Below are 17,419 nucleotides of genomic sequence, written 5' to 3'. Positions count from 1 at the left end.
GCTGCGGGGCGACGGCGGGTGCCTCGGCCGCCGCGGCCGCCGGTACGGGCGGGGACAGTTCCTCGGCCGGCGCGTCTACCGATGCCGCAGTGGTCTCCGGTTCGGCAGGCTCCTGCGGTTCGGTTGGTTCGGACAATGGTTCGGACACTGGCTCGGACACTGGCTCGGACACGAAAACCCCTCTTTCCCACACACTTCCGACCGACCAACCCGGTGGTGCCTAGCCGACCCCCGCGTACGAATGCAGGCCGACGGTCACCAGGTTGATGAAGAACAGGTTGAACACCATCGCGACGAATCCCACGACGTTGATCCAGGCCGCCTTGCGGTCCCGCCACCCCGCGGTCGAGCGCGCATGCAGATAGGCCGCGTACACCACCCACGCGATGAACGACACCGTCTCCTTGGGGTCCCAGCCCCAGTACCGGCCCCAGGCCTCCTCGGCCCAGATGGCCCCGAAGATGACCCCGAAACCGAAGATCGGGAACGCGAAGATGGTGGTGCGGTAGGCGATCCGGTCCAGCGTCTGGGCATCGGGCAGTCGTTCGATGATGCGCGCGACGGCGCCCTCCCGGCCCGGCTCCCCCAGCGGCGACATCTTCAGCAGGAACAGGATGCTGGCCACACCGGCCACCAGGAACACCCCGGAGCCGAGGCTGACCACCGACACGTGGATCGGCAGCCAGTAGGACTGCAGCGCAGGCATCACCGGGGCGGCGTTGGAGTACAGCCAGCGCCCCGACACCGTCAGCAGGATCAGCACGGGCACCAGGACGAACACCCACAGCGCGCGGTACTGCGGCTTGCGCAGCACGACCGCCGCGGCGACCAGACCGCAGAAGCTGGTCAGGTTGATGAACTCGTACATGTTGCCCCACGGCACCCGTGAGGTGGCCAGGCCGCGCAACACGATGCAGATGAACAGCATGCCGATGCCGACATACGTCAGCGCCAGGCCGGTCTTTCCGACCCGCTCGTCGAACGGGCGCCGGGTCTCCTCGGCGACCACACCGGGGGTGGCGCTGTCGGCGCCGACCGTCGCGCCGACCAGCTCACGGCTCTCGACGCGGCGACTTCGGCTGTAGGCCAGTTCGATGGCGAGCAGGATCAGCGCGCCGACCAGAACCACGACCGACGACGTGAACGCCCAGTCGGAATATCTGGCCAGTCCGATGTCGATGTGCTCGGTGTTCACGCGCGCTCCGCCTTCTCTCCTACTGCCGGCGTGCCCTCGTACCCCTCGAGCAGCCGTTCGGTCAGTTTCTCGAACTCATCGCCCCAGCCGGAGTTGTCGGTACGGGCCAGCCCGCCCAGCTCGACGTTCACCGTACCTGCAGCTGCGGGCTGAATCCGAACCCAGATCCGGCGCCTGCGCACCACCAGCGACACCAGCAACCCCGCCATCATCGTCATCGCGAACACCAGCACCCAGATCTGGGCCGGGTCGTGCGAGACCTGCAGATTGACGAACGGGACCGCGCCGTCGAACCGCACCTTGGTGCCGTCGTCCAGGGTGGTGTCCTGGCCTTCGACCAGGTTGACCCGGGCCACCTTGGTCAGCCGGTTCTGCCCGATCAGCCGGGGATCGAGGGTGAACAACGACTGCGGCCGGCCGGTGTCCAGGCCGGTGTCTCCGCGGTAGATGTCGATGGCCACCGCCGGGTCGTTGAGCGCCGGGAAGCTCGACGACAGCAGCGTCCCGTCGAGTTGCTTGGTCGGGGCGAACAGGCCCTGGATCGCGATCTGGTGCTTGCGGCGCTCGTCGGCGTCGGGGTAGGTGCCCGCCGGCGGGTCGATGCGCACCACCCCGGAGGACAGCAACGTCAACGGCTCGTCCGGCCGCCATTGAATGGTCTGGCTGCGCTGCTGACCGTCCGGGAAGGTGACCGTGAACGTGGGCGCGTAGCCGTGCCCCTGCAGATACACCCGGTCCCCGCCGACCCGCAGCGGATGGTTGACCTCGAGGCGGTAGGGCCGCCAGGTGTTGGCGGCCAGATCGTCGCCGGCCTGGTAGTCGATGTCGGCCGCGAACGACAGCGCCTGCCCGGTCGGCAGGTAGTCCGCGTCGAAGTTGTTGACCCGCACGCAGACCGGGCTCAGCGAGGTCCCGTCGACGGTGTTGCCCGCGCGGAACGAGTCGAAGGCGGCCGGGGAGGCGCTGCAGAAGCCGGGACCGCCGTCGGCGATCACGATGACACTGCCCTCGTAGCCGAACAGCTTTCCGGCGGCCACCGCCGCCAGCAGGCCCAGCAGCGAGAAGTGAAAGACGATGTTGCCGAACTCGCGCAGGTAGCCCTTCTCGGCCGAAACCTCCGTGACATCGCCGTCGCGTTCGCGGGTGACGGTACGCCAGCCCTTGAGCCGTCGCGTCATGGTCTCGGCGATCGCGCCCGTATCGCCCTTCACCTGCGCGGCATGATGTTTGGGCAGTCGTCCCAGGTTGCGCGGCGCGGAGACCGGCACCGCGCGCAGGCTGTGGAAGTGCTCGATCATGCGGGGCGTCAGGCACCCCACCAGCGAGATGAACAGCAGCACGTAGATGGCGGTGAACCAGAAGCTGGAGAACACATCGAAGGCCTGGACGCGGTCCAGCCACGGGCCCAGGGTCGGGTGGGCGGCCAGGTACTCGTCGACCTTGGACTCGTTGAGGTTGCGCTGCGGCAACAGCGCACCGGGGATCGCCGCCAGCGCCAGCAGGAACAGCAGCACCAGCGCGGTGCCCATCGAGGTCAGGGTTCGCCAGGTGTTGCGCATCAGCGCGAGCAGGCGCCGAACCGGGCCGTTGCCTGCCGCTTTCGGCGATTCCATGTCGTCCCGGGTGTCGGAAGTGACCATCAGATCGGCAGCCTCACATCACTGACGAAGGCGTCGCGCACCCACGACACGAACTCGTTCCACAGGCCGGTCACCAGCGCCGTGCCCACCAGGATCAGCAGCACCCCGCCGAAGATCTGGATGGTCCGGGTGTGCCGGCGCAACCAGCCCAGCCCGGTCACCGCGCGCGCCGAGCCCAGCGCCAACAGCACGAATGGGATGCCCAGTCCGAGGCAGTAGGCCAGCACCAGCACCACCCCGCGTGCCACCGTCGCGCCGTCGGTCGCCGAGGCCACCGCGATCACCCCGGTCAGCGTCGGGCCCAGGCACGGGGTCCAGCCCAAGGCGAACACCGCGCCCAGCAGCGGGGCGCCGGCCATCGTCGACCACTGCCGCGGGGCGAACCGGGCCTGCCGTTGCAGCGCGGGGATGAAGCCCACGAAAACCAAGCCCATCACGATGGTGACCACGCCGCCGATACGTTGCAGCAGAACCTGATTGGCGATCAGCGTGGTGGTCATCCCGAGCACGGCGACCGCGCCGAGCAGGAAGACCACGGTGAATCCGGCGACGAACAATGCGGCCGCGCCGGCCACCCGCCACCGCGCGGTCCGGGTGGCCTGCCGGGTCGCCCCGGCTGCCGCGCCCACCTCGGCATCCTGCACGCCGACCACCGCGGCCAGATACGACAGATAGCCGGGTACCAGCGGCACGACGCACGGCGAGGCGAACGACACCAGACCGGCCAGCACGCTGATCCCCAGCGCCAGCAGTACCGGTCCGGCCGCGGCGATCTCGGCGAATCCGGTCACTGCGCCGGCCCTCCCGGCGCCGGTTCGGCGGTCAACCTGGCCAGCAAAGGCTCGAGATCCTCGGCCAGCAGTTCCCGCAGGAACACCGCGGCCACCCGGTGCTGACGGTCCAGCACCACGGTGGACGGGATCACCGTGGTCGGGTACTTGCCGCCGAAGGCGATCATGGTCCGCATCGGCGGGTCGTAGATCGACGGGAAGGTGACCTTGCGGTCGGTGACGAAATCGACCGCGGCCTGGCGGTTGTTGTCCCGCACGTTGATGCCGAGGAATTCCACGCCCTGGCCGCGGGTCTCGGTGTAGACCTTCTCCAGCTGGCCGATCTCGGCCCGGCACGGGCCGCACCACTGGCCCCACACGTTGATCACCACGACCTTCCCGGCGAAATCGTCCAGCGAGATGGTCTTGGCCGGGTCGGTCAACGACGGCCCGGTCAACGGGCCTGGGCGGCCCCGGTTTTCGGGCGGGTCGTAGAAGATATCGGTCTTGCCGCCGGGGGCGACGAACTCGAACGTGCCGCCCTGGGCCACCGCGTCGTCACCCGTCGAGCATCCGGTGAGCAGCACCAGCCCTGCCAGCACCGCCACGCTCACCCGGGCGAGAGACGACCTCATTCAGATTCCCCAGGGCTCCGTGTAGCCCCACCGGATCAGCGTGTCGTCGTCGAAGGTGAACGACGTGATCGAGGACAGATCGCACAGCCGGCTGTTCGGCAACGGCAGGTGAGCCAGCTTGCGACCGGTCATCGCCCGGCGCAGCGTCTCGACCGGCAGCTGGTGGCTGACGCAGACCGCCTCGTGCCCGGCCGCCTTCTCGCGGGCCCGGTGCATGGCCGCCATCATGCGCGGCGCGATCTCCGTGTACGGCTCACCCCACGACGGCTTGGCGGGGTTGCGCAGCAACGGCCAATTCCGCGGGTCGCGCAGGGCGCCGTCGCCCGGGGCCACCCGCTTACCCTCGAAGACGTTCCACGATTCGATGAGATCGTTGTCGGTGTCGATCGACAGGTTGTGAACGTCGGCGATGGGTTTGGCGGTCTCCTGCGCCCGCTCCAGCGGGGAGGCCACCACGTAGACCACGTCCTTGTCGGCCAACCAGCTCGCGGCGGCCCGGGCCTGGGCCTGCCCCCGTTCGGACAGGTGATAGCCGGGCAGCCGGCCGTAGAGCACCTTCTCCGGGTTGAACACCTCGCCGTGACGCATCACATGCACGGTCGTCCTGACGCTCACTCTGCGGCCTCCGCCGCGGCGCGCGCCGCCCCGGGCAACGCATCGGCGATGCGCGAGAACGCCGCGTCGTCCAACGCCGCCGAGACGAACCAGGTTTCGAACGCACTGCAGGGCGGGTACACCCCGGCCTCCAGGAGAGCGTGGAAAAACGGTGGGAAGCGCCAGGTTTCGGTGGCCTTGGCCGCGGCGAAGTCGTTGACCGGCTGGTCGGTGAAGAAGACGCTGAGCATGTTGCCCGCGCGCTGCACCCGGTGCGCCACCCCGGCGTCGGTCAGGGCGCCGGTGAGCAGGCCGGCCAGCCGGTCGGCGTTGGCGTCCACCCGGGCATACGCGGCGTCGTCGGCGTTGCGCAATGTGGCCAGGCCGGCCGCCATCGCCACCGGGTTACCCGACAGCGTCCCGGCCTGGTAGACCGGCCCGAGCGGGGCGAGCCGGCCCATCACCTCGGCGCTGCCGCCGAAGGCCGCGGCCGGCAGGCCGCCGCTCATCACCTTGCCGAAGGTGAACAGGTCGGCGTCGACGGGGTCGAGCCCGTACCAGCCGGCGCGGCTCACCCGGAAGCCCGTCATCACCTCGTCGAGGATCAACAGTGCGCCGTGGTTCGCCGTGATGCGGCGCAACGCCGCGTTGAAACCGGGCAGCGGAGCCACCGTGCCCATGTTGCCCGGGCTGGCTTCGCTGATGACACAAGCGATCTCGTCACCGAACCGGCCGAAGATCTCCTCGACGGCTTCGACGTTGTTGTAGGGCAGCACGATGGTGTCGGCCGCGGCCGCACCCGTGACGCCCGGTGAGGACGGCAGACCCAGCGTGGCCACGCCCGAGCCGGCGTCGGCCAGCAGCGCGTCACTGTGGCCGTGGTAGCAGCCGGAGAACTTGATGATCTTGGCGCGACCGGTGTAGCCGCGGGCCAACCGGATGGCGCTCATCGTGGCCTCGGTACCGGAGTTGACCAGCCGCAGCCGTTCGACGGGGGCCACCCGATCGATGATCTCGGCGGCGAGTTCGGTCTCCGACGGAGTCGGGGCGCCGAAGCTCAGCCCGTCGACCGCCACCTGCTGCACGGCCTCCACGACCGCCGGGTGCGCGTGGCCCAGCAGCATGGGGCCCCACGAGCAGACCAGATCGACGTACCGGTTGCCGTCGGCATCGGTGAGCCAGTAGCCCTTGGCCGAGGTGATGAACCGCGGCGTGCCGCCGACAGAGTTGAAGGCACGCACCGGGGAGTTCACCCCGCCGGGGATCACCGCGCAAGCGTCGGCGAAGAGTTGGGCCGAGCGCTGAGTGTGCGGTTCGTCAACACGCATGGCCACCAGTGTCCCAGCCGGTGCAAATGCGTCAACTACAGGGTGTAGTGGGAGCGGTCACGTGGCCGGGGTCAGGGCGAAAACCGGGTGATCGGCATCGTCGGGCAGTTCCCGGAAGTAGCCGTCCACCACCTTGCCCGCCAGTGGGCGGTACGCCGCGATCACCGGCGCCCGCTGCGGCACCGGAATCTCGGCGGCGACGTAGTCGACAGACCCGAGCCGGACCTTCGGCTCGGCCCGGACGTTGCGCACCCAGTCCGACTCGCCGCGGGTCGAGACCAGGTATTTCACCCCGTCGACCACCGGAACGACGACCGGGATCTGCTGCGGCTGCTTGCTGCCCCGCCGCGTCACGGTCAGGGTCTCGCTGTGCCCCACACCCGTCGCCATGGCGATCCGGTTGAACACCTTGCGGACGAACCACGGCGGTTTGAGATAGGCCATGGCTCCAGTCTCGGCACATCTCGCCCGCTGCGCCACCGGGCGTCGCATCATGGGGCCATGCAACTCCCGCAATGGCTGGCCCGGCTCAATCGCTACGTCACCAACCCCATCCAGAAACTCTGGGCGGGATGGGCGCCGCTGTACGGCATCCTCGAACACGTCGGCCGCACATCAGGTCGCACGTACCGCACCCCGCTGTCGGTCTTCGGCACCGACGAGGGCGTCGCGATCCTGCTCACCTACGGCCCCAACCGGGACTGGCTCAAGAACATCACCGCCGCCGGCGGAGCCCAGATGCGCCGGCACGGGAAGACCATCCGGCTTGCCGACCCACGGGTGGTGTCGAAGGCCGAGGCGGCCCAGCACGTCAAAGGCCGGGTACGCCGGGTATTCGAACGCGTGCCCGTCGAACAGGCGGTCTTGCTGCGCCGCGCCTAGGACGTTGCACCCCCAGGTGATCGGTGTCACGGTCGGGCCGCGAGTGGTGAAGCACCAACCGCAGCTAGGGTGTCGGAGAGTCTTGCCACCCGTTGCGGGCAATCGCGCGTAGCCGGCAGGACGCTCCGATCGATGCCACGCCGCGCCCGGCACGGGCGTATTCATGCATCGCCGAATCGAGTTCGACGCTCGGGAAAGTCACACCTGTGAGACACGGGGACCAACCCGTCGCGGTCAGAGCCGTCGGCCGGGTAGACCCGCGCCCCGCAGGCCCCCTGTTCTGAGTCGGAACGCATAACCGTTCCGACCACCGCCTGGCCTGGTTGCGCGGGCTGCCCGGCAACCACTTGCGACGGTCGGGCGAACACCTGATGGGACGCTGATGCAAAGACATTTGACCGACGCCGAGATCCTCAAAGAACTCGAACCGGTTGCCGAGGAAGGCCTGAACCACCATTTGAAGGTGGCCAAGGAGTGGCATCCCCACGACTATGTGCCATGGGACCGCGGCCGGAACTTCGCGGCCCTGGGCGGCGAGGATTGGGCCCCCGAACAGTCCGATCTGTCCGAAGTCGCCAAAGTCGCGATGATCACCAACCTCCTCACCGAGGACAACCTGCCCTCCTACCACCGAGGCGCGGCAACTCACTATTCGCTGGACGGCGCCTGGGGGCACTGGGTCAACCAGTGGACCGCCGAAGAAAACCGGCACGGCATCGTCATCCGCGACTACCTCGTCGTCACCCGCGGAGTGGACCCCGTGGCGCTGGAGCGCATGCGCATGGAGCACATGCGCAACGGCTACGACCCCGACGAAGAGGAACGCGAAATCCACGAGCCCGGCCCGCTGATGATCTCGGCGTACGCCACGCTGCAGGAACTCGCGACCCGGGTCAGCCACCGCAACACCGGCAAGATCTGCGACGACCCCATCGCAGAGTCGATGCTGCAACGCGTCGCCACCGACGAGAACCTGCACATGGTGTTCTACCGCAACCTGTTCTCCGCCGCGTTCGACCTCTCGCCCGACCAGGCGATGGAGGCGGTGTGCGCGATCATCGAGGGATTCCGGATGCCCGGACGCGGAATGCCGAACTGGCGGCGCAACAGCGTCATCATGGCCAAGCACGGCATCTACGACCTGCGTCAGCACCTGGAAGAAGTCGTGATGCCCAACGTCAAGAAGTGGCGGATCTTCGAACGCAACGACGTCTCCGCGGTCGGCGAGAAGCGCCGCGACCAACTGGCGGCGTACCTGGAGGACCTCGGCAAGCAGGTCGTCCGATTCGAGGAGCAGCGGGACCGCATGCTGGCCCGCGAGGCCGCCAAGGCCGAGCGCAGCGCATAGAACCCCTGTTCACAGGGGTTCTCGCGGTCTACCGTAGATAAGTCACTACTGCGGTTCCGCAGCAGGGCGCGGCATCTGTCCCATCGGTGGCAGGAGGTCACCATGAAGCGCCTACTCACCATCGGTTACGGGATCGCCAGCTATCTGGTGTTCGTCGTGGCCTTCCTCTACGCGATCGGCTTCGTCGGCAATTTCGTGGTGCCGCGCACGGTCGACTCCGGCATCGCCGCGCCGGTCGCCGAGGCGGTGATCGTCAATCTGCTGCTGCTCTCGGTGTTCGCCCTCCAGCACAGCGTGATGGCCCGCCCCGCGTTCAAACGCCGGTGGACCCGGATCATCCCGCCGGCCATCGAACGCAGCACCTACGTGCTGTTGTCCAGCCTGGCGCTGTTCCTTCTGTACTGGCAGTGGCGCACCATGCCCGCGGTGGTGTGGGACGTGGAATCCACTGCGGGACGGGTGATCCTGTGGGCGCTGTTCTGGGCGGGCTGGGCCACCGTGTTCGCCTCGACGTTCATGATCAGCCATTTCGACCTGTTCGGGCTGCGGCAGGTGTGGCTGAACTGGCGCGGCCGGCCATACGAGGAGCCGGGCTTCCGCACCGTGATGCTCTACCGGGTGATTCGGCATCCGATCATGGCCGGATTCATCGTGGCGTTCTGGGCCATCCCCACGATGACGGCGGGCCATCTGCTGTTCGCCGTGGTCACCACCGCCTACATCCTGGTGGCGATCCAACTGGAGGAACGCGATCTGGTGGCCGGCCTGGGTGACCAGTACCGCGACTACCGGCACCGGGTGGCCATGCTGGCCCCGGGGCTGCATCTCGGGCACGACGACGCCGCCCCGCGGGTGCGGCATCGGCCGGCCTGACGGGCGCGAATTCAGCCGACTGGCTTTTATTTTTTTCTGATGTATGGTCGGGCCCAGTGATTGTTTGCGACAAGGAGCAACGATGGCTGACAAATCCCAGGGCCGCCTGCCCAAGAAACCGGCGATGACCATCAAGGAAAAGCGCGCGGCCAAACGCAACAAGGCCGCCGAGGAGACCATTCCCAAGCGCAAGCGCCCGGACCGGGCGTAGCGTTTCACCGCAGCTCATCAAGGCCCTGGCGCGCTGGCGCAACAACCAGCGCCACGTCGGGCCGAATCCGGAACCCATTGCGTTTTTCGGCGGCAGCATTCTCTTTTTCATCCATTTATCGTCAATTCTTGCTGCGCATTTATGGCGGAGAATTTTATTTTCGGTCGGCACGCGAAAATTGCCGACAATTGTCGAGAACGGCTGGTGAAATTGCAGTGGCGGATCGCGTCGCCGCAAACGCCCGGGTTTTGGTGTTCGGCTGGCTCACGGACCTGTCCGGAGCGATCGGCTCAGCCCTCGACGGCCGGGGGGTCACGGTCCGGCATGCTCATCCGCCGTGCCTCGGCGCACCGATGGCGACAGAGGTGTCGGCGATCGATCCGAGGGCAACCGAGATCGAATCGGTGATCACCATCTTCGACGCGCACTTCGTGCAAACCGGGTTCGACGGGCGGCACAACTGGGCATCGCGCAGGAGGTTGCGGGCCTGCGCGAACGAGACCTGTGAGCTGAACACGACGGCCGCCCTCGGAGTGGGAGCCCGTCGCGTCCTGCTCATCGGCGACGCTCGACGGCTTCCGCCGCGCCGCCGCTCGTCGGCGGTTCGATGGATCCGCGATCTGGCGCACCGGATCGGCTACGAATGCTCGGTCAACGGGCTGCCGGGCCACGTCGCGTCCTACGCGGTGATCGACACCGACGACGATGTCCGCGGCGTCGCCGACGCCGTCGCGGCCTGGCACGCCGATGGCCCCGTCGCCCAACCCCGGCGGGGCCCGCGGTATCCGGGCACGCGGGGCCTGGATCTCACGACCGCCAGTTCAGCACCTCACCCGACCCCGCCGTCATGATCGTCCCCGGCATCACCCGCAGCCGGTACGGGGTCAACCGCAGTGCGGCGAACTGATCCGAGGTCGGCCCGTCGCTCCACTGCGGAATGATGTACGGGTCGTAGCCGACCGGCGCGGGCCCGTTGGCGAAGCGGTCCCACACCTGGGTGCAGGTCTCGTCGTCGGTGTACCACTCGACCAGGCAATCCGCGGCGCAGGTGTCCTGGTTCGTCGTCCAGTAACTGACCGACACATGCGGATGCACCGACAGGTGGGCCCGCTTGACCGGGCTGGGTACCGTCGCCACCCAGCCGAACAGATCGGTCCCGTCCCACTCCCAGATCGGGTGCAGGATGCGGGTGCGGGGCCGGCCGTCGGCGTCGACAGTGGCCACCGAGGCCCACACGATCTGATGGGCCATCGAGACGAAGTCGGGTGCGATGCGCTCCAGCGGGGTCACAGGAGCCAGACTAGGGGGCGGCACCGACCGTGGTTACCGATCTTGCTTCGGCTCGCCGTAGATCGGATTGCCCTCGTCGTCGACCCAGTCGTTGACCGCGGTGCCCGAGACGGTGCCCTTGCTGCCGGGCAGCGTGACGGTCGGGCGATCGTCGTCATACGACCTCATGACGCGTTCGGCTTCTTTGTGGTGCTTTTCGGTGACTATCGGCTTCTCTGTGGTCATACCGTTGGCTGCCCGAAAGCGTGAGCCACGAAACTACTTCGGCACCCCGGTCAGGCCGGCACGGCGCGCAGCGATGCCGGAAGGCTGGGCAGGAAGTGCCTGGTGGCGAAGGCCCTGATGTCCGCCGCGGTGTCGAGCGGTTCGACGCTGGGCAGCAGCAGCACCATCGCCGCGTAGCGCAGGATGGTGTCGGCCAGATCATTGACCGCGCGCGCGCCGATCCGGTCGGCGAAGCCGGCCGGGAAGATCACCTTCAGCGCGGCGGCCATCCGCTCGATCGCCGCGCCGTAGTGGGTGTGCAGCATCTCCATCACCAACGCGGGCTCATCGGCGATCATCTGGTTGAGCACATGGTGTCGCCGGAACCGCAGAATCGACAGCGTGAACGCCTCGACATAGTAATTCGATTGCGGCCCGGCGGTTTTCAGTTCGTCGGCGATATCGGCGAACAGCGCGGCGTTCTCCCGCTCGATCACCGCCGCGACCAGCTCGTCGCGGTTGGCGAATCTGCGGTAGATCGTGGTGCGGCTGACGCCGGCCCGGCGCGCGACATCGTCGAGTGCGACGCGGCGCAGGCCGTGCCGCTCGAATTCAACGAGGGCGGCGTCCAGGATGGCAGCCGTCGCGGGCGACGAATCAGCCTTGCGCATAGCCCTTTTGCGCAAATTTGTTGTAGCGCACGCTCATCGGTAGATGATCCCACACCCAGTTCACCGCGCGGGTGCGCCAGAACGCCGCGAACCGCTGGTAGTTGCGCTCCTGACGCTCGGTCCAGGGCAGGTCGAGCAGGTCACGGGCGCGTGGCGGCAGCCCACCGGTGGTCAGGAAGGCCGCGACCGGGTTGAACACCGTCGCGATGACGTTCCATACCGCGGGGTGGACCGCCTTGGGGCAGGGGAAGCCCTTGGTGACGTAGCCGACGCCGTAGCGGGCCGACTTGTGTGGCACGGCCACCTCGTTCAGCATCCGGTCCCAGTACTGCTCGAACTCGGCATAGGTGGCAGGCATCGGCCGGTCGCTGACCCCGTAGCGGCGGTACCAGGTCTTGGATTCGAGGTAGATCTGTTCCTTCTCGGCGTCGGTGAGCTTCTTGACGAAGGTGTCGGCGAAGTACAGGACCTGCTCGACGAATGTCGCGTGGGCCCAGAAGTAGGTGTCGGGGTCCAGCGCGTGATATCGCGAGCCGTCGGGCATATCGCCCTTGACGTGGTGATGGAAGTCGCGCACCTGGGTGCCCGCGTTCTCGTCCTCGGTGCCGTAGACGGTGCGGAAGATCGGCGGGATGGTGCGCTTGAGTCGTTCGGCGGTATCGGAGAAGAACGTCGAGTGGTCCAGGACGCCCTGCCCGAGCTCGGCCAGCATGTTCTGCAGGACAGCCGGCCGCGGCCCGATCAGGTACATCCGGTTGTCCCCGAAGTACTTCCACACCAGCGATTGCGGCCCCAGCGGGAGGGCATCGGTCTGCTGCGGCTGCTCGGCCAATTCCGTCATGGACACAGTGTTACAGATTTTGAACTTTGTACCAAGATTCTGTGGCCCGGGTCACTCACCGGGTGCGGGTCGGCGTTATCGCGCCGTTGCCGGACGGTGTCATGTGCTGAGACCCATGGTTGGAATGATGCGCAGGTGACCTCGCTGACCCGCCGCGACGCGCTGCGCCTAGGCGTCACGGGTGCGGGAGCCGCGGGACTGTGGACGCTGGGCAGCTTGCTCCATCCGCCGACGTCTCGCGCATCTCCCGGCCCCAACCAAACCGGCCCGAACCAAACCGCCTCCGCGGGCGCACCGATGCCGATCCGCGATTCGGGCTCGTTCACCTCCGCGGCCCGGGGCGGTGTGGAAACCAACTGGATCATCGCCCGGCCGCCGGGCCAGCACGGCCCATTGCGTCCGGTGATCGCCCTGCACGGGATGGACAACGACGCCGCCGGGGTGATGAGTCTGGGCATCCCGGAAGCCCTGGCTCAGCTGACCGCGGCCGGCCGGCCGCCGTTCGCGGTGGTCAGTGTGGATGGAGGCAACTCCTTCTGGCGCCGTCGGGCCTCTGGGGAGGACTCCGGGGCGATGGTGCTCACCGAACTGATCCCGATGCTGGCCACCAAGGGCATCGACACCTCACGGGTGGCCTTCATGGGCTGGTCGATGGGCGGCTACGGCGCCATGCTGTTGGGGGCCAGGCTCGGCGCCGCGCGCACCGCCGCGGTCTGCGCGATCAGCCCGGCGCTCTACATGACGTACTGGGGCGCACCGCCCGACGCCTTCGACAGCCTCGCTGACTGGCAGCAGAACTCGGCGCTGAGACTGCTGCCCGCACTGGGGTCGATTCCGCTGCGCATCGACTGCGGCACCGGCGACCGGTTCTACGCCGCGACGCGAATGTTCGTCAACGAGCTGCCCAGGACCCCGGCCGTCGGCTTCCATCCCGGCGGCCACGACGAGGCGTTCTGGCGCGCACACCTATCCGAGGAGCTCGCCTGGCTCTCTTCCTGACCCCGCGATGCGGCGCCTCATCCCCAGGTCAACGGATCCAGCGCGAGATAGAACCGCAGGCGGTCCTCGTCCAGGGGCGCGGGATAGCCCGCCGCCAGACCGGCCGCCGCATCGTCGGCGAACCCGGGGACCGTATCGGCCGCGTTGGCCAGCAGCAGCGCCAGATCGGCGTGCCGGTCGGCCACGCCCAGCCGGCCCAGATCGATGAAGCCCTCGACGGTGGATCGGCCGGGGTCGATCAGGATGTTGGGCAGGCACAGATCGCCGTGGCACACCACCCGATCGGCGGTCTCCTGCCGGCGGCGCAGACCGGCCTCCCGTTCGACGCGCGCCAGCAGCTCCACGGCCGGGACCTCCCGATCCTCGTCGCGCAGGAACTCGGGGTTGACCGCGTCGGCACCGACCACCCGGCGCGCCCGGTCCAGCATGTCGTCCAGGCCGCGCCGGTACGGACATTCGTCGACCGCCATGCCGTGTAGGTCGCGCACCGCGGCCACCACCGAGGGCCAGGCGGCCCGCAGGACCGATGCCGGAACCTGGTCGGCGGCAACACCTGCGACGGCACTGGTGATCAGGACGGCGCCGCCGTCATCGGTGGGCACCCAGTCGACCACGGCCGGTCCGGGCAGGCCGTGCGCGTGCGCCCATGACACCCGGTCGCGCTCGGCGGCCAGCTCGTGCACCGCCGCCGGGCCCGCGACCTTCGCATACCGGGAACCGTCCGCGCTGCGGAACACCCCGGCGCCGGATTCACCGCGCGTGACGGGCTGCCAATCGGTCATCCTCAGCGGCGCAACCGCGCCACACCGAGCACGATCAGCACCCCGGCCAGTCCGGCCAGCGCCAGCGACAGCACCAGCATCGGCGCCGAGTAGCTGATCGCCGTCGTCGACGGTTCACCGTCCAGCACCGGCGCCACCTCGATCGTGGTCGCGGCCGCGATCCAGCTCAGCACGCAGCCCACCGCCGCCGCGGCGGCCACGATGAGCTCGAGCACCGCCCGGCGTCTCACGGCGTCCGCTCCTCGACCAACGGTTCCAGCGCAGCACGCAGGCGTCGGTGTTTGCGCGCCCAGGCCTGGGCCTTGCGATCGCCCGTCAGTTTCAGCCCGATCCCGGTACGGCCCCGGGGCACTCCGGTGAGTTCGCCGAGGGCGCGGGCGGACTGCCATTTCGGGACCTCGGAACCCGAGGCCTCCGGGTAGATGGACACGATCTCGTCGATCCGCAGGGTCTCGGCGCCCTGGCGCAGGGTCTGCGGGGTCAGTTCGACGGATGTGTGGATACGTGCGGCCTTGATCTGGATGGCCACGAACCCCGACACCAGCAGCAGGAAAACCAGGGGCACCCACAGGTCACGGCCGTACCCGCCCGTCATCTGCAGGATCGCCATGCCGATCCCGGCGAACGGGCCCAACAACAGCCACGCCCAGTTCGCCCCCGGCTCGTAGTACAGGACCTTCGAGGCGGCCGGAGTCACCGACTCACTCACCATCGTCTCCCCTCCGCAGCGGCAGCGCGCTCAGACCGGATCCCACAAGGAGCAGGACCACACCGAGCACCGTGAGTTTGTGGACCACGCCGAACTGCGCGGTCAACGCCACAATGACCATGATGGTCACGGACAATGCGATCGCGGCCCGCCGGAAGCGGGGATCACCGCCGCGGGAACGACCGGCCAGGAAGGCCATGGCCAGCCCCGCCACCGCGGTGAGCACGCCGATACCCCGGAACAACCAGGTGTCCACACCGGGCAGGCTCACCGATGCCGCGATCATGCCCCCGGCGATCAGCAGGACCGAGGCAACCAGCCAGAAGCCGAATCCGACGGTCGCCACGAGCGGTCGGTTCCGGGCCGGGCGTGACTCCGGCGACGCGGGTGATGAAGGCATGGTCGGCAAAGCGTAGCGAATCAGCGGACGAAGAAACCGTCGGCGTCCTTGCGGTGCAGCAGGTACAGCCCGCCGGCGATCAGCACCGATCCGACGATCGCGGTGATCGCGTAGCCCACCGCCGCGGCATCTTGCCGCTCGCCGGTGAACAGGCTGCTGACCGAGTGCAGGATCGCCACCAGTCCCCCGGCGGTCAACAGGGTGCGGGCCCAGCGATACCCCTGACGCATCAGCAGCAGGAAGGTCGCCACGATCGAGGACAGCGCCACCAGGAACATCACCGTGAGAACCACAACCATCGAGCGCTGCGCCCCGCCCGCGGATCCGGTGAACGCGTCGATCAGATAACCGATGACCATGAGGACCAGCGCCGCCGCCCACAGCCAGAACCCGGTGTCGACGTCCTCGGGACGACCGGTCGGACTCTGTCGTGGCTCGGTCACCTGACCGGTCACGCGAGCCAGCCGGCCACGTCGGCCGCCCAGTAGGTCAGCACGATGTCGGCGCCGGCCCGGCGGATCCCGGTCAACGACTCCAGCGCCGCGGCCTGCAGATCGATCCAGCCGTTGGCCGCGGCGGCACAGATCATCGAGTACTCACCCGAGATCTGATACGCCGCAACGGGCACCGGGGAAATATCGGCGGCGGCCCGCACCACGTCCAGATAGCTCATCGCGGGCTTGACCATCACCATGTCGGCGCCCTCGTCGATGTCGAGTTCGACCTCGTGTACGGCCTCACGAATGTTCCCCGGATCCTGCTGATAGGTCCGCCGATCACCGGTGAGGCTGGAGGACACCGCTTCCCGGAACGGGCCGTAGAAGGCCGAGGCGAACTTGGCGGCGTACGCCAGGATGGCGACATCGGTGCGCCCGGCCGCGTCCAGACCATCGCGGATCGCGGCCACCTGGCCGTCCATCATGCCGCTCGGCCCCACCACGTGGGCACCCGACTCAGCCTGCGCCACAGCAAGTTCCACATAGCGGGCATTGGTCGCGTCGTTGTCGACCCGGCCCGCGGCATCCAACACACCGCAGTGCCCGTGATCGGTGAACTCGTCGAGGCAGGTGTCGGCCATCAGCACCGTGGCGTCACCGAGGTCCTTGGCCAGATCGCGCAGCGCGACGTTCAGGATGCCGTCGGGATCGACACCCACGGCGCCGGTCGGGTCCTTGTCCTCGTCACGCGGCACCCCGAACAGCATCAGGCCGCCCACCCCGGCGGCCACCGCGTCGGCGGCCGCGCGGCGCAACGAATCCCGGGTGTGCTGCACCACGCCGGGCATCGAACTGATCGCGCGTGGTTCCCCGATGCCGTCAGCGACGAACATCGGCAGCACCAGATGCCTTGGCTCCAACGACGTTTGAGCGACAAGCCGGCGCATCGCCGGCGTGGACCGCAGGCGACGAGGGCGGTGCCTTGGGTATGACACTGCACGACCTCCTCTTCGGCCTCTGGGCTCTCCGCCATTCTCCGCGAAACCCGCGAAACCGCATTCCTGCCGGAACGCCGACTCGGCGGGGCCGCGGGGTTTACCGGCGGCGGCTCTTCTTCCGCGGCGGGGGCAGCGCCCCTTCGGCCCGCAGTCGCGCAGCGTGCTCGGCGAGTGCGTCGACCAGCGGCCCGACCGCGGCCGACTCGGGCTGCACGTCCACCCGCAGGCCGAATTCCGCTGCGGTTTCAGCGGTTTTCGGGCCGATGCAGGCCACGATGGTCCGCGCGTGCGGCTTGCCCGCGATACCGACGAGGTTGCGCACCGTCGAACTCGACGTGAAGCACACCGCGTCGAAACCACCGGTCTTGATCATCTCGCGAGTCTGCGCCGGCGGCGGAGCGGCACGCACCGTGCGGTAGGCGGTGACGTCCTCGATCTCCCAGCCCCGCTCACGCAGCCCCTCGGCCAGCGTCTCGGTGGCGATGTCCGCCCGCGGCAGCAGCACCCGGTTCACCGGGTCGAAAACCTCGTCGAACGGCGGGAACTCGTCGAGCAGGCCCAGCGAGGACTGCTCGCCCGACGGCACCAGCTCGGGGTTGATCCCGAACGCCC

24 protein-coding genes are annotated in these 17,419 nt (G+C 68.4%); 6 read left to right on the top strand and 18 right to left on the bottom strand.

Annotation, left to right across the window (positions count from 1 at the left end; genetic code table 11):
• Window positions 1-220: 220 nt before the first annotated feature.
• Genes ccsB through BN4332_RS08620 form a run of 7 tightly spaced genes read right to left on the bottom strand, consistent with a single transcriptional unit; the run spans window position 221 to window position 6,606 of the window.
• On the bottom strand, window positions 221-1,195 hold the full coding sequence (gene ccsB / locus BN4332_RS08650) for a c-type cytochrome biogenesis protein CcsB (RefSeq protein ID WP_066898068.1): 975 nt from the start codon (window positions 1,193-1,195) through the stop codon (window positions 221-223).
• Window positions 1,192-2,835, bottom strand: a complete 1,644-nt coding sequence (gene resB, locus BN4332_RS08645) for a cytochrome c biogenesis protein ResB (RefSeq protein WP_084459213.1) — start codon at window positions 2,833-2,835, stop codon at window positions 1,192-1,194. Before resB ends, ccsB begins: the two co-directional genes overlap by 4 nt.
• Entirely contained in the window at window positions 2,835-3,626 is a 792-nt protein-coding gene (locus BN4332_RS08640; RefSeq protein WP_066898067.1) for a cytochrome c biogenesis CcdA family protein, read from the bottom strand. The genes resB and BN4332_RS08640 overlap by 1 nt, the downstream gene beginning before the upstream one ends.
• Window positions 3,623-4,240: a TlpA disulfide reductase family protein gene (locus BN4332_RS08635; RefSeq protein ID WP_066898066.1), complete on the bottom strand. Its 618-nt coding sequence runs from the start codon at window positions 4,238-4,240 to the stop codon at window positions 3,623-3,625. Before BN4332_RS08635 ends, BN4332_RS08640 begins: the two co-directional genes overlap by 4 nt.
• Window positions 4,241-4,828 carry a histidine phosphatase family protein gene (locus BN4332_RS08630; RefSeq protein ID WP_066898070.1) on the bottom strand — a complete coding sequence of 196 codons (588 nt, stop codon included), beginning with the start codon at window positions 4,826-4,828 and terminating at the stop codon, window positions 4,241-4,243.
• A 23-nt stretch (window positions 4,829-4,851) separates the two neighbouring features.
• A complete protein-coding gene (gene hemL, locus BN4332_RS08625; protein ID WP_066898065.1) occupies window positions 4,852-6,162 on the bottom strand; it encodes a glutamate-1-semialdehyde 2,1-aminomutase in 1,311 nt (436 codons plus the stop codon).
• A gap of 57 nt (window positions 6,163-6,219) precedes the next feature.
• Window positions 6,220-6,606, bottom strand: a complete 387-nt coding sequence (locus BN4332_RS08620; RefSeq protein WP_066898064.1) for a nitroreductase/quinone reductase family protein — start codon at window positions 6,604-6,606, stop codon at window positions 6,220-6,222.
• A gap of 57 nt (window positions 6,607-6,663) precedes the next feature.
• On the opposite strand from BN4332_RS08620, the gene BN4332_RS08615 reads away from it, so the two are divergent.
• From BN4332_RS08615 to BN4332_RS08595, 5 genes are all read left to right on the top strand, one after another.
• Entirely contained in the window at window positions 6,664-7,044 is a 381-nt protein-coding gene (locus tag BN4332_RS08615) for a nitroreductase family deazaflavin-dependent oxidoreductase (protein ID WP_066898063.1), read from the top strand.
• A 382-nt stretch (window positions 7,045-7,426) separates the two neighbouring features.
• Window positions 7,427-8,392, top strand: coding sequence for an acyl-ACP desaturase (locus BN4332_RS08610; protein WP_066898062.1), 966 nt, complete (start codon window positions 7,427-7,429; stop codon window positions 8,390-8,392).
• Between the two features lie 102 nt (window positions 8,393-8,494).
• Window positions 8,495-9,265 (top strand): methanethiol S-methyltransferase, encoded by a 771-nt coding sequence (gene mddA / locus BN4332_RS08605; RefSeq protein ID WP_066898061.1) that lies wholly within the window; start codon window positions 8,495-8,497, stop codon window positions 9,263-9,265.
• A gap of 82 nt (window positions 9,266-9,347) precedes the next feature.
• A complete protein-coding gene (locus BN4332_RS34860) occupies window positions 9,348-9,476 on the top strand; it encodes a hypothetical protein (RefSeq protein ID WP_096866864.1) in 129 nt (42 codons plus the stop codon).
• Window positions 9,477-9,691: 215 nt separating this feature from the next.
• The gene (locus BN4332_RS08595; protein WP_066898060.1) at window positions 9,692-10,327 is read left to right on the top strand and encodes a hypothetical protein; all 636 of its coding nucleotides are present in this window, start codon (window positions 9,692-9,694) and stop codon (window positions 10,325-10,327) included.
• Here the strand turns inward: BN4332_RS08595 and BN4332_RS08590 are convergent.
• From BN4332_RS08590 to BN4332_RS08575, 4 genes are all read right to left on the bottom strand, one after another.
• Window positions 10,284-10,727 carry a pyridoxamine 5'-phosphate oxidase family protein gene (locus BN4332_RS08590; protein ID WP_276079395.1) on the bottom strand — a complete coding sequence of 148 codons (444 nt, stop codon included), beginning with the start codon at window positions 10,725-10,727 and terminating at the stop codon, window positions 10,284-10,286. The two genes, BN4332_RS08595 and BN4332_RS08590, sit on opposite strands and share 44 nt — an antisense overlap.
• A gap of 72 nt (window positions 10,728-10,799) precedes the next feature.
• Entirely contained in the window at window positions 10,800-10,991 is a 192-nt protein-coding gene (locus BN4332_RS08585) for a hypothetical protein (protein WP_066898058.1), read from the bottom strand.
• 50 nt (window positions 10,992-11,041) lie between these two features.
• Window positions 11,042-11,641: a TetR/AcrR family transcriptional regulator gene (locus tag BN4332_RS08580; protein ID WP_066898057.1), complete on the bottom strand. Its 600-nt coding sequence runs from the start codon at window positions 11,639-11,641 to the stop codon at window positions 11,042-11,044.
• Complete coding sequence (locus tag BN4332_RS08575) at window positions 11,628-12,482, bottom strand: oxygenase MpaB family protein (protein WP_066898056.1); 855 nt, start codon at window positions 12,480-12,482, stop codon at window positions 11,628-11,630. The genes BN4332_RS08580 and BN4332_RS08575 overlap by 14 nt, the downstream gene beginning before the upstream one ends.
• A 135-nt stretch (window positions 12,483-12,617) precedes the next feature.
• Between BN4332_RS08575 and BN4332_RS08570 the strand changes: the two genes are divergently transcribed.
• Window positions 12,618-13,481, top strand: coding sequence for an alpha/beta hydrolase (locus tag BN4332_RS08570; protein ID WP_096866863.1), 864 nt, complete (start codon window positions 12,618-12,620; stop codon window positions 13,479-13,481).
• Between the two features lie 17 nt (window positions 13,482-13,498).
• Here the strand turns inward: BN4332_RS08570 and BN4332_RS08565 are convergent, their stop codons facing one another.
• The 7 genes from BN4332_RS08565 to BN4332_RS08535 all read right to left on the bottom strand — a co-directional run.
• Window positions 13,499-14,263, bottom strand: a complete 765-nt coding sequence (locus BN4332_RS08565) for an APH(3'') family aminoglycoside O-phosphotransferase (RefSeq protein WP_066898054.1) — start codon at window positions 14,261-14,263, stop codon at window positions 13,499-13,501.
• Between the two features lie 2 nt (window positions 14,264-14,265).
• Window positions 14,266-14,493: a hypothetical protein gene (locus tag BN4332_RS08560; protein ID WP_066898053.1), complete on the bottom strand. Its 228-nt coding sequence runs from the start codon at window positions 14,491-14,493 to the stop codon at window positions 14,266-14,268.
• The gene (mce1N, locus tag BN4332_RS08555) at window positions 14,490-14,972 is read right to left on the bottom strand and encodes a transport-regulating membrane protein Mce1N (protein ID WP_435405155.1); all 483 of its coding nucleotides are present in this window, start codon (window positions 14,970-14,972) and stop codon (window positions 14,490-14,492) included. Before mce1N ends, BN4332_RS08560 begins: the two co-directional genes overlap by 4 nt.
• Entirely contained in the window at window positions 14,965-15,318 is a 354-nt protein-coding gene (locus BN4332_RS08550; protein WP_338066762.1) for a hypothetical protein, read from the bottom strand. Before BN4332_RS08550 ends, mce1N begins: the two co-directional genes overlap by 8 nt.
• 74 nt (window positions 15,319-15,392) lie before the next feature.
• Window positions 15,393-15,815, bottom strand: a complete 423-nt coding sequence (locus BN4332_RS08545) for a hypothetical protein (RefSeq protein ID WP_066898069.1) — start codon at window positions 15,813-15,815, stop codon at window positions 15,393-15,395.
• Window positions 15,816-15,823: 8 nt separating this feature from the next.
• Window positions 15,824-16,804 (bottom strand): porphobilinogen synthase, encoded by a 981-nt coding sequence (gene hemB, locus BN4332_RS08540; RefSeq protein ID WP_074133014.1) that lies wholly within the window; start codon window positions 16,802-16,804, stop codon window positions 15,824-15,826.
• A 100-nt stretch (window positions 16,805-16,904) separates the two neighbouring features.
• Window positions 16,905-17,419 (bottom strand): uroporphyrinogen-III synthase (locus tag BN4332_RS08535; RefSeq protein WP_200820282.1); only part of this gene is annotated, 515 nt, incomplete at its 5' end.

The organism is Mycolicibacterium houstonense (genome assembly GCF_900078665.2).
Lineage (GTDB): Bacteria > Actinomycetota > Actinomycetes > Mycobacteriales > Mycobacteriaceae > Mycobacterium > Mycobacterium houstonense.
Note: the sequence above shows the minus strand (reverse complement) of the source record. Positions and strands in the feature narration are given on the sequence as shown.

Excerpts from the sequence above, each read along its gene's own strand:
- mddA (WP_066898061.1), top strand. The coding sequence starts at position 8,495 with ATGAAGCGCCTACTCACCATCGGTTACGGGATCGCCAGCTATCTGGTG.
- BN4332_RS08635 (WP_066898066.1), bottom strand. The coding sequence starts at position 4,240 with ATGAGGTCGTCTCTCGCCCGGGTGAGCGTGGCGGTGCTGGCAGGGCTG.
- BN4332_RS08630 (WP_066898070.1), bottom strand. The coding sequence starts at position 4,828 with ATGCGTCACGGCGAGGTGTTCAACCCGGAGAAGGTGCTCTACGGCCGG.
- resB (WP_084459213.1), bottom strand. The coding sequence starts at position 2,835 with ATGGTCACTTCCGACACCCGGGACGACATGGAATCGCCGAAAGCGGCA.
- BN4332_RS08580 (WP_066898057.1), bottom strand. The coding sequence starts at position 11,641 with ATGCGCAAGGCTGATTCGTCGCCCGCGACGGCTGCCATCCTGGACGCC.
- BN4332_RS08585 (WP_066898058.1), bottom strand. The coding sequence starts at position 10,991 with ATGACCACAGAGAAGCCGATAGTCACCGAAAAGCACCACAAAGAAGCC.
- BN4332_RS34860 (WP_096866864.1), top strand. The coding sequence starts at position 9,348 with ATGGCTGACAAATCCCAGGGCCGCCTGCCCAAGAAACCGGCGATGACC.
- BN4332_RS08590 (WP_276079395.1), bottom strand. The coding sequence starts at position 10,727 with ATGGCCCATCAGATCGTGTGGGCCTCGGTGGCCACTGTCGACGCCGAC.
- BN4332_RS08620 (WP_066898064.1), bottom strand. The coding sequence starts at position 6,606 with ATGGCCTATCTCAAACCGCCGTGGTTCGTCCGCAAGGTGTTCAACCGG.
- BN4332_RS08575 (WP_066898056.1), bottom strand. The coding sequence starts at position 12,482 with ATGACGGAATTGGCCGAGCAGCCGCAGCAGACCGATGCCCTCCCGCTG.
- BN4332_RS08615 (WP_066898063.1), top strand. The coding sequence starts at position 6,664 with ATGCAACTCCCGCAATGGCTGGCCCGGCTCAATCGCTACGTCACCAAC.
- hemL (WP_066898065.1), bottom strand. The coding sequence starts at position 6,162 with ATGCGTGTTGACGAACCGCACACTCAGCGCTCGGCCCAACTCTTCGCC.
- BN4332_RS08565 (WP_066898054.1), bottom strand. The coding sequence starts at position 14,263 with ATGACCGATTGGCAGCCCGTCACGCGCGGTGAATCCGGCGCCGGGGTG.
- BN4332_RS08610 (WP_066898062.1), top strand. The coding sequence starts at position 7,427 with ATGCAAAGACATTTGACCGACGCCGAGATCCTCAAAGAACTCGAACCG.